This is a genomic window from Corallococcus sp. AB045 (assembly GCF_003668895.1).
In the GTDB taxonomy this organism is placed as follows: Bacteria; Myxococcota; Myxococcia; order Myxococcales; family Myxococcaceae; genus Corallococcus; species Corallococcus coralloides.
In genome coordinates, this window is the sequence record NZ_RAWN01000251.1 from 1 (window position 1) to 11779 (window position 11779).

The window sequence follows — 11779 nt, forward strand, 5'->3', positions numbered from 1 at the left end:
ACCCCTTCTCCTCCACCCCCGGCACCCGCCTCTACCGCACCGGCGACGTCGTGCGCTGGCGGGCCGACGGGCAACTGGACTACCTCCAGCGCCTCGACTTCCAGGTGAAGGTGCGTGGCTTCCGCATCGAGCTGGGTGAAATCGAGGCCGCCCTCCTCGCTCACGCCACCGTGCATGAAGCCGTTGTCCTCGCCCGTGAGGACGCTCCCGGTGACAAGCGCCTCGTCGCCTACGTCGTGGGCGAAGCCCTCGACGTCTCCGTCCTCCGTGCCCACCTCAAGCAGCACCTGCCCGAGTACATGGCGCCCGCCGCCTTCGTCCCCATGGAGGCACTGCCACTGACGTCCAACGGGAAGGTCGACCGCAAGGCCCTCCCCATCCCGGATGCCTCGCCGCTCGCGGACTTCGTCGGCCCGCGCAATCCCACCGAGGAGAAGCTCGCGGACGTCTTCGCCCACGTCCTGCGCGTGGAGCGCGTGGGCATCCACGACGACTTCTTCTCTCTCGGTGGCCACTCACTGCTGGCCACCCAGCTCGTCTCCCGCATCCGCGCGGCCTTCGGTGCGGAGCTGCCCCTGCGCTCCCTCTTCGAAGCCCCCACCGTCGCCGCGCTCGCTGAGCGCCTGCGCACCGCGACCTCCGGCCCGCGACTGCCACCGCTCATCCGCGTCGCGCACGCAGGCCCGCCTCCCCTGTCCTTCGCACAGCAGCGGCTGTGGCTGTTGGATCAGCTCCAGCCGGGCAGCGCCGCGTACAACATCCCCGCGGCCCTTCCCCTGAAGGGGCAGGTCGACGTCGAGTCCCTGCGCCGTGCCTTCGAGGCCCTCGTCGCCCGCCACGAGACGCTGCGCACCACGCTCGTCCAACACCAGGGCCAGCCCGCGCAGTGCATCCACGCGCCCGCGACGTGGACGCTGACCCTGCTCGACGTGTCCTCACTGCCGGAAGCGCAGCGGGAAGAAGAAGCGCGGCGCCTCGCGAACGTGGAGGCCCGTCGTCCCTTCGACCTGGAAGCCGGCCCACTTCTCCGCACGTCCCTGGTGCGCCTGGACGACGCGGAGCACCTGCTGCTGGTGACGATGCACCACATCGTCTCCGACGGGTGGTCCATGGGTGTCCTCGTCCGTGAGCTCACTGCGCTGTACGCGGCGTTCCACGCGGGGCAGGTGCCGGCCCTCGCGCCGCTGCCCGTGCAGTACGCGGACTTCGCCGTCTGGCAGCAGGAATGGCTCCAGGGCGAAACACTGGAGACCCAGCTCGCCTACTGGAAGGAGAAGCTCTCCGGAGCGCCCGCCGCGCTGGACCTGCCCACGGACCGCCCTCGTCCGCCCGTGCAGTCCCACCGTGGCGCCACGGTGGACATGCGCGTCCCTCCGGAGGTCTCGCAAGCACTCAAGGCCCTGGCCCAGCGCGAGGGCGCGACGCCCTTCATGCTGCTGCTCGCCGCCTGGCAGTTGCTCCTGTCCCGCTACTCCGGCCAGGACGACATCAGCGTGGGTTCCCCCATCGCCGGCCGCACGCAGGCGGAGACCGAAGGCCTCATCGGCTTCTTCATCAACACCCTGGTCCTGCGCGCGCGCGTAGAGCCTCGGGCGACGTTCCGCCAGCTGCTGGCCCAGGTGCGCGGGACGACGCTCGCGGCCTACGAGCAACAGCACGTGCCGTTCGAGAAGCTGGTGGAGACCCTCCAGCCCGTGCGCGACCTGAGCCGCAGCGCCCTCTTCCAGGCGATGTTCTCCCTGCAGAACACGCCCATGGAAGCGCTCCGCGTGCCGGGCTTGTCCTTCGAGCAACTGCCGCTCGAATCGAACTCCGCGAAGTTCGACCTGACGCTGACGATGCAGGACTCGCCCCAGGGCTTCGTGGGCGTCCTGGAGTACAGCAGCGACCTCTTCGATGCCTCAACCATGCAGCGCATGGTGGGCCACATGGGCGTGCTGCTGGAGGCCATCACCGCGCAGCCGGACTCGACGCTCGCGAGCCTGCCCCTGCTCACCGCTCCGGAGCGCCAGCGGCTTCTAGTGGACTGGAATGGCCCCAGCTCTGAGTTCCCTCGCGACCTCTGCCTCCATGACGCCTTCAGCGCCCAGTCCCTTCGCACGCCCGACGCCCTGGCCGTCATCTGCCGCGAGGAGCAGCTCACCTTCCGTGAGCTGGAAGTCCGCGCCAATCAGCTTGCGCACCGGCTGGTGAAACTCGGCGTCGGCCCCGACGTGCGCGTCGTCCTCTGCGTGGAGCGCTCCGTGGAGGCCCTCGTCGGTATTCTTGGCACCCTCAAGGCTGGCGGCGCCTACGTCCCCATCGACCCCAGCTACCCGCGCGAGTGGCTCGCCCACGTCCTCACCGACACGGGTGCTCCCGTCGTCCTCACCCAGCAGCGCCTGCGCGACTCGCTGCCCCCGCACTCCGCGCTCACCCTCTGCCTGGACTCCGACTCTGCGGACCTCTCCCGCGAGCCCTCGCACGCGCCGGCTACTTCCGTCACCCCGGAGCACCTCGCCTACATCATCTACACCTCGGGCAGCACCGGCCGTCCCAAGGGCGTGATGATTCAGCACCGCTCCGTGCTCAATCTTCGTGTCGCCCTTGCCGCTACGGTGCACGCGGAGGCCCGGCCTGGGGAGCGCGTCAGCGTCAACGCGCCCCTCTCCTTCGACGCCTCCGTCAAGCAGCTCATCCAGGTGCTCGACGGCCACACCCTCTGCATCATTCCCGACGAGGCCCGCGCCGACGTCGGTGAGCTCGTCAACCGCATTGGCCAGGACGCCCTCGACGTCCTCGATTGCTCTCCGGCCCACCTGCGCCTGCTGCTGGATGAAGGGCTGCTGGAGCGCAAGGCCATCCCCCGCCGCGTCCTCGTGGGCGGTGAGGCCGTGGACCCCGCCACCTGGCGTCACCTCGCCCAGGCCCCGCGCCCGCGCGTCTTCAACGTCTACGGCCCCACCGAGTGCACCGTCGACGCCACTGCTTGCGCCTTCGACGCGTCTCCCACGCCCACCATCGGCAGGCCCCTGCCCAACGTCCGTGTCTACGTGCTCGACCGCACGCTGCGCCCCGTGCCCGTGGGTGTCGCCGGTGAGCTCTTCATCGGCGGTGAGGGCGTCGCGCGCGGCTATCTCAACCGGCCGGAGTTGACAGCCGACCGCTTCATCCCGGATGCCTTCTCCTCCACTCCTGGTGCCCGCCTCTACCGCACCGGCGACGTGGTGCGATGGCGCGCCGACGGGATGCTCGACTACCTGGGCCGTGCCGACTTCCAGGTGAAGGTCCGCGGCTTCCGCATCGAGCTGGGGGAAATCGAGTCCTGCCTGTTGAAACACTCCGCAGTGCATCAGGCCGTCGTCCTCGCCCGCGAGGACGTGCCCGGCGACAAGCGGCTCGTCGCCTACGTGGTCCTCACGGATGGCGAAGTGGAGACCGCACCGTCAACGGACGACCTCAAGTCCTGGCTCAAGCAGCACCTGCCCGAGTACATGGTGCCCTCCGCGTTCCTCGTGCTGGAAGCGCTGCCGCTCAACACCAACGGCAAGGTGGACCGCAAGGCCCTGCCCGTGCCGGTGGGTTCGGAGCTCGCGACCCGCTACGTCGCCCCGCACACCCCCACCGAGGAACGGCTCGCCCCGCTCTTCGAGCAGGTGCTGCACGTGGAGCGAGTGGGCATCCACGACGACTTCTTCGCGCTCGGAGGCCATTCGCTGCTGGCCACCCAGCTCGTCTCGCGCGTGCGCACCACCTTCCGCAGGGAGTTGCCCCTGCGAGCGCTGTTCGAGGCGCCCACCGTCGCCGCCCTCGCCCGGCGCATCGACTCCGAGGGGCCCCCCGCGCCGTCGGTTCCCCTTCGGAGGGCCGCGGCTCGCGGCGCCTCGGAGTTGCTGTCCTTCGCGCAGCAGCGGCTGTGGCTGCTGGATCAACTCCAGCCGGGGGACGCGTCCTACAACCTGCCCACCGCGCTCCAGCTCTCCGGACACCTGGACGTGGAGGCGTTGCGCCGCGCCTTCGAATCGCTCGTCCAGCGCCATGAGGCCCTGCGCACCACCTTCCACGAACACCAGGGTCAGCCCACGCAGCGGATCCAGGCTCCAGCGGCATGGACGCTGCCGCTCATGGACCTCACTGAGCTGCCCGAAGCCTGGCGAAAGGAAGAGTCCCGGCGGCTGACCAACGAGGAAGCGCGCCGGCCGTTCGACCTCGCCACGGGTCCGCTGCTGCGCAGCACGCTGGTGCGCCTGGAGGAGAATGAACACCTGCTGCTGGTGACGATGCACCACATCGTCTCCGACGGTTGGTCCATGGGCGTCCTCGTGCGCGAGATGGTTGCCTTCTACGAGGCCTTCACCCAGGGAGGCACGCCGGCCCTCCCGCCGCTGCCCGTGCAGTACGCGGACTTCGCCACGTGGCAGCGCGACTGGCTCCAGGGCGAGGTGCTCGACGCGCAACTGGGTTACTGGAAGCAGCAGCTGGCTGGAGCACCTTCCGCGCTCGAGCTGCCGACGGACCACCCGCGTCCGCCCGTGCAGTCCCACCGTGGCGCCACCGTGGAGTTGCGGATTCCCGCGCAGGTCTCTGACGCGCTCAAGGCCCTGGCTCAGCGTGAAGGCGCGACGCCCTTCATGGCGCTGCTGGCGGCCTTCCAGGTGCTGCTGTCGCGCTACTCCGCGCAGGACGACGTCAGTGTCGGTTCCCCCATCGCCGGCCGCACCCAGGCGGAGACTGAAGGGCTCATCGGATTCTTCATCAACACCCTGGTCCTGCGCGCCCGGTTGAATCCGCGCTCGACGTTCCGGGAGCTGCTCGCCCAGGTGCGCGGCACGACGCTCGCGGCGTACGACCACCAGCACCTGCCCTTCGAGAAGCTCGTCGAAGCCGTGCAGCCCACACGGGACCTGAGTCGCAGTCCGCTCTTCCAGGCCATGTTCGTCCTGCAGAACACGCCTGCCCGGGCGCTGCACCTGCCGGGCCTGTCGTTCCGGGCCGTGCCGCAAGAAGCCCACTCCGCGATGTTCGACCTCTCCCTCTCGCTGCAAGAGGTCCAGGGAGGGCTGGTCGGTTCACTGGAGTACGCGACGGACCTGTTCGACGCGGCGACCGTGCAGCGCATGGCGGGCCATTTCGGCGTGCTGCTGGAGTCCATCGCACAGAAGCCAGACACCCGGCTGGGTGACCTGCCACTGCTTACGGACGCCGAGCGGCAGCAGCTTCTCGTGGACTGGAACCCGGCTGACACTGAAACCCAGCGTGAGCCCAGCATCCCTGCGATGGTGGAAGCCCAGGTGCGCCGTACGCCGGACGCGCTGGCCGTCATCACGCCCGAGCGGCAGCTGACGTACCGGGAGCTGGACACAAAGGCCAATCAGCTCGCGCACCGCCTGCGTGGACTGGGCGTCGGGCCCGAAGTCCGTGTCGGCCTGTGCGTCGAACGCACCGAAGACCTCGTCATCGGTGCCCTCGGCATCCTCAAGGCCGGTGGCGCCTACGTGCCGCTGGACCCCAGCTATCCGCGTGAGCGTCTGGGCTGGCTGCTCGAAGACGCCCGGGGTCCTGCCCTCGTCGCGCATTCGCACCTGCTCTCGGCACTGCCCGAAACCTCCACCACGCCCGTGTGCCTCGATTCGGACGTGGAGCTGGCGAAGCAGCCGACGACGGCGCCTGCGGTGGACACCCACCCGGGCCACCTCGCCTACCTCATCTACACCTCTGGCAGCACCGGCCGTCCCAAGGGTGTCGCCATCTCCCATGGCAATGCCGTCTCCTTCCTTCACTGGGCCTTGGAGACTTTCTCTCCGGAGGAGCTGAAGGGCACCCTCGCCGCGACGAGCCTCAACTTCGACCTCTCCGTCTTCGAACTCTTCGCTCCGTTGAGCAGTGGTGGTGCGGTGGTGGTGGCTCGCAACGCCCTGCATCTGGCGGAGCTGCCCACCGCACCCCACGTCACCCTCATCAACACGGTGCCCTCCGCCATGGCGCAACTGCTGCGCCTGGGCGCGGTGCCTCCCTCCGTGCGTGTCATCAACCTCGCCGGTGAGGCCCTGCCGGAGACGCTCGCGAAGCAGGTCTACGCCGTCCCGACGGTGCAGAAGCTCTTCAACCTCTACGGGCCCTCCGAGGACACCACCTACTCCACCGCGTCTCTCGTCGGCCGTGACGAAGTGCCTCTCATCGGCCGCCCACTCCCCGCGACGCGCGCCTACGTGCTGGATGCTTCGTTGCAGCCGGTACCCGTCGGTGTCGCGGGTGAGCTGTACCTCGCGGGTGAAGGCCAGGCGCGTGGCTACCTGCTGCGCCCGGAACTCACCGCGGAGCGCTTCGTCCCGGAGCCTTACGGTCCTCCCGGTGGCCGCATGTACCGCACGGGTGACCGTGTCCGTTACCGCCTGGATGGGCGCCTGGAGTACCTCGGCCGCATCGACTTCCAGGTGAAGGTGCGTGGCTTCCGCATCGAGCTGGGTGAAATCGAAGCCGCTCTCCGTCGCGCCCCGGGACTCAAGGACGCCGTCGTCGTCGCGAGGGGTGAGGCCTCCGACAAGCGCCTCGTCGCCTACGTCACGCCCAAGGCGAATGCCTCCCTGGAAGTGGAGGCCCTCAAGGCGCACCTGCGCCAGGGCTTCCCAGAGTACATGGTGCCCACCACCTTCGTGGTGCTGGACGCGCTGCCCCTCAACTCCAACGGCAAGGTGGACCGCAAGGCCCTGCCAGAGCCGGAGGCGCCCCAGTCCGGCCACACCTATGAAGCGCCGCGCACGGAAGTCGAAGCGAAGCTGGCCTCCATCTGGGCCGAAGTCCTGCGCCTGCCCCAGGTGGGTGTGAAGGATTCCTTCTTCGAGCTGGGTGGGCACTCGCTGCTGGCCACCCAGGTGGTGTCCCGCGTGCGCGCCGGGTTCAACGTGGAGCTCCCCTTGCGTGCCCTCTTCGAGTCCCCCACCGTGGAAGCGCTCGCGGTTCGTCTCTCGGGACTCACCCGCACGAACACCTCGCCGCTCACTCGCGTTTCGCATGACGGTCCGCTGCCGCTGTCCTTCGCCCAGCAGCGGCTGTGGCTCATTGATCAGCTCGAGCCGGGCAGCCCCCTCTACAACGTGCCCGTCGCCGTCCGGTTGGAGGGCCACCTGCGCGCGGACGTGCTCGAGCTCGCGCTACAGGAAGTCGTGCGCCGGCACGACGCCCTGCGCACCACCTTCGCCCAGGTAGAGGGGGCGCCTGTCCAGCACATCCATCTCGACAGCCACCCGCCCCTGGCCCTCGTGGACCTCACGGACGTGTCCGAATCCCAGCGCGAGCCCGAGACGCGGGCCCGCGTGGAAGCGGAGATCCGCCGGCCCTTCGACTTGAGCACCGGGCCGCTCCTCCGCACGCTGCTCTTCAAGCTTTCCGAGTTCGAGCACGTGCTCGTCGTCACCCTGCACCACATCGTCTCCGACGGCTGGTCGCTGGGAGTGCTGGTGCGGGAAGTCTCGGCCCTCTACGCGGCCTTCTCCGCCAGCCAGCCGTCGCCCCTGCCTGCGCTGCCGGTGCAGTACGCGGACTATGCAGACTGGCAGCGTCGGACGCTCGCGGGCGAGACGCTGCGGCAGGAAATGGCCTACTGGGAAGTGAAGCTCTCCGGCGCTCCAGCCGTGCTGGAGCTGCCCACGGACCGACCGCGTCCGGCGGTCCGGAGCACCGCGGGCGCGACCCTCGGCTTCACCCTGTCACGTGAGTTGACGGAAGCCCTGCGCGGACTGGCTCACCGTGAAGGCGGCTCGCTCTTCATGGTGCTGCTCGCGGGCTGGCAGGGCCTGCTTGCGCGCTACACGGGGCAGCAGGACCTCAGCGTGGGCTCGCCCATCGCCGGCCGCACGCGCGCGGAGACGGAGGGGCTCATCGGCTTCTTCGTCAACACGCTTGTCCTGCGAGCGAAGGTGGACGAGGGCCACTCGTTCCGCTCGCTGCTCCAGCAGGTGCGCGCCACGGTGCTGGAGGCCTACGAGCACCAGGAGGTGCCCTTCGAGAAGCTGGTGGAGGCCCTGCAGCCGACGCGCAGCCTCAGCCACACGCCTCTCTTCCAGACGCTGCTCGCGCTCCAGAACGTGCCCACGGAGGACGTGCGGCTGCCGGACCTCCGGCTGCGAAGGCTGGAGGCCACCCACTCGACGTCGAAGTTCGACGTGAGCGTCTTCTTCACGGAGACGTCCGAAGGGCTGCGAGGCACGCTGGAGTACAGCACCGCCCTCTTCAAGCAGAGCACCGTGGTGCGGATGGCCGCCCACCTGCGCACGCTGCTGGAGGCAGTGGCCGCGAAGCCCGAGCAGGCCATGGCCCACCTGCCGCTCCTCTCCAACGACGAACGCCAGCGCCTCCTCGTCGAGTGGAACGACACCGCCGTCACCAGCCCGACGGAGGTTCCCGTCCACGCCCACTTCGCCCGGCAGGCCCAGCGCACACCCGACGCGGTGGCCCTCGTGCTGGGGGATGACTCGCTGACGTATGCCCAGCTGGATTCACGCGCGAACCAACTGGCCCATCACCTGCGTGCCCTGCGCATCGCCCCCGGTGCACGCGTCGGCCTCGCCGTCGAGCGCTCCTTCGAGATGGTGACCGCTCTCCTTGCCATCCTCAAGGTGGGCGCGGCCTTCGTCCCCGTGGACCGCAATGCACCCGTGGACCGCATCGAGATGCTGCTGGAAGACGCTGACGTGGACGTGGTGGTCACGCACCAGCCCTTCGCTTCGTTGCTCCCCGCCACCGGCACCCGCGTCTGGTTGGACGCCCAGTCCGCGCAGATTGCCTCGCGGCCCACGCATGCGCTGGATGTCCGCGTGGACGGTGATGCCCTCGCCTACGTCATGTTCACCTCGGGCTCAACGGGCCGTCCCAAGGGCGTCTGCGTGCCGCACCGGGGAATCACCCGCCTGGTGCTCGGCAGCACCTTCATGCGCTTCGGGGCCGACGAAGTCTGGCTGCAGTTCGCACCCGTCGCCTTCGACGCGTCCACGCTCGAAATCTGGGGTGCACTGCTGCACGGCGCGAAGCTCGTCCTCGCGCCGCCGCACTCCCTCTCCCTGGAGGAACTGGCCGCCCAGCTGCGTCACCACCGCGTGACGTCACTGTGGCTCACCGCCGCCCTCTTCGAGCAGATGGCCCTGCACCAGGGCGAAGCGCTCGCGGGCGTGCGTCAGGTCCTCGCCGGTGGCGATGTGCTGCCCGCCTCCCGCGTTCGCGAGCACCTGGCCCGCCTGCCGGAAGGCGCGACATTCATCAACGGCTATGGCCCCACGGAGAACACCACCTTCTCCGCCACCTTCGCCATGCGGCACGGCACGCGGGTGGAAGGAGCCATCCCCATTGGCCGTCCTCTCTCCAACTCCACGGTGTACGTCCTCGACGCGCACCTGCACCCGGTGCCCGTGGGTGTCGCCGGTGAGGTGTACGTCGGCGGACAAGGCCTGGCCTGGGGCTACCTGAACCGCCCCGAGCTGACGGCGGAACGCTTCGTCCCCCACCCCTTCGCCTCCACTCCGGGCGAGCGCCTCTACCGCACGGGCGACCAGGCCCGCTGGAGGGAGGACGGCACGCTCGACTTCCTCGGCCGCGTCGACTTCCAGGTGAAGGTGCGTGGCTTCCGCATCGAACTGGGCGAAGTCGAAGCCGCCCTGCGCTCCGCCACTGGCGTCAACGAGGCCATCGTCGTGGCTCGGGGCACGGACGCGGACAAGCGCCTCGTCGCCTACGTCACCGCGAGCGAAGGGCACGCGCTAAACGCCGACACCCTCAAGGCAGGCCTCAAGCAGCACCTGCCCGAGTACATGGTGCCCTCCGCGCTCGTCGTGCTGGACGCCTTGCCTCTCAACGCCAACGGCAAGGTGGACCGCAAGGCCCTGCCCGAACCCAATGCCCACACTGTTGAAGCCCGGGACTTCGTCGCGCCCCGAGACACGCTCGAAATGCAGCTCGCCCGCATCTGGGAGGACATCCTCGGTGTCCGCTCCGTCGGCGTCCGCTCCAGCTTCTTCGAGTTGGGCGGCCACTCCCTGCTCGCCGTGCGCATGCTCGCGTCCATCCGTGAGCGTCTGGGCCTCAGCCTCCCTCTCTCCGTCCTCTTCCAGCAGCCCACCGTCGAGCAGCTCGCCCAGGTGCTCCGCGACGACTCGCAAGCCTGGACGCCCCTCGTCCCGCTGGAGCGAGGAGAACCCGGCCAGCGGCCCCTCTTCCTCGTCCACCCCGGCGGCGGCAACGTCCTGGCCTACTCGGAGCTGGCGCGTCGGCTGGGGCCGTCACTGCCCGTCTACGGCCTCCAGTCGCGAGGCCTCGACGGACGCCCCGTCGCCGAGTCCATCGAGGAGATGGCCACCCTCTACATCGAAGCCCTCCGCACGGTGCAGCCCCACGGCCCCTACCAGCTGGGAGGCTGGTCTCTCGGCGGAGTCATCGCCTACGAGATGGCCCGCCGCCTGCGCGAGGCTGGCGAAGCCGTGGAGCTGCTCGCCCTCATCGATGCCCACGTCCACGGTCTGACGAAGCCCTCCCAGGAGGCCACGCACCTCGACTCCGAGGCCCGCGCGAGGCTCGCCTTTGCCCACGCCACCGCTACCGCCTTCGGCCAGAACCTCTCCGCTTCGGACGAAGCGCTGGCACAGGACGACGACGCGATGCTGGACCACCTGCTGAAGGAAGGGCTCCGGGCGCGCATCCTCGACGCTCAGTCCGGCCCCGCCCAGCTGCGCGCCCTCTTCAACGTCTTCCGGGCCAACCTCTTCGCCCATGAGAAGTACGCGCCCCAGCCGTACGACGGCACCGCCTTGCTGCTGAGCGCCAGCGACGCCGCGCCCGAGATCCCACGTCACCGCGGCTGGGAGCCCCTGGTGCGTGGCGGGCTGGAGGTGCACGACGTGCCCGGCAGCCATCACGCGTTGATGCAGGACCCGAATCTCGGCTCCATCATCGAGCGCCTGCGGGAGGCGCTCGGGCGGGTGTCCGGTACCGCGCCCCGGCAGGCCACCGGGAGCTGACTCCGGGGGTTGGAGTGGAGCCAGAGGGAGGAGACGCTGGGGGCGGGTCTCACTCTGGAGGACATCTGACGTCCTTCCCTCCCTGGCTTCAGGGAACCAGAGCAATACAGCAAATACCTGAATTCATTCGAGTGGGTGTCTGTCCGCCCTCATGACAGGGTCTGTGTAGGCGGAATAATCTCACCCACATGAATTTGACCCACCCTCGCGCTTCCTCGGGAAGAGCGGCGCAGGGAGTCAATCCGGCACCAGCAACACGTCCGAGTTTCCGCGAGCGCCACTGCCCCCAGTGGTGCTCGTACGCAGTGGCGGCCCCCAGTGCGGAGTACACGAGATGAGCCACGAGCTGTCGAAGCGGATCGCGAACCTTTCGCCGGAAAAGCGCGCCGAGTTGCTCAAGAAGATGGCCGCGCAGAAGGCCACCGCGGGCAACTCCGCCCACGGCCTCATCCCGGTGCAGGATCGCTCGCGTCCCCTGCCCCTGTCCTTCGCCCAGCAGCGCCTCTGGTTCATTGAGCAGTTGCAACCCGGCACCTCCCTCTTCAACGTCCCCATGGCGGTGCGCCTGGAGGGTTCGCTCGACGTGGCCGTGCTGGAGCGCGCGCTGCGCGAAGTGGTGCGCCGTCACGAAGTGCTCCGCACCTCCTTCCGCGAGGACGTCTCCGGCCCTGTGCAGGTGGTGTCTCCGGAGCCGGTGCTCACCCTGGAGCGCAAGGAGCTCACGGGCTCGCCGCCGGAAGAAGCCTGGCGCCTGGCGCGTGAAGCCGCCGCGCAGCCCTTCGACCTCGCGAAGGGCC

General features: G+C 69.3%; 2 protein-coding genes. Both read left to right on the forward strand.

The window, feature by feature from the left end; genetic code table 11:
- Nucleotides 1–10982, forward strand: a 10982-nt coding sequence (locus D7Y21_RS36600; protein WP_147469476.1) for an amino acid adenylation domain-containing protein, incomplete at its 5' end; no start/stop codon positions are given.
- Between the two features lie 334 nt (nt 10983–11316).
- On the forward strand, nt 11317–11779 hold a 463-nt coding region (locus D7Y21_RS36605; RefSeq protein WP_233612429.1), incomplete at its 3' end, for a condensation domain-containing protein.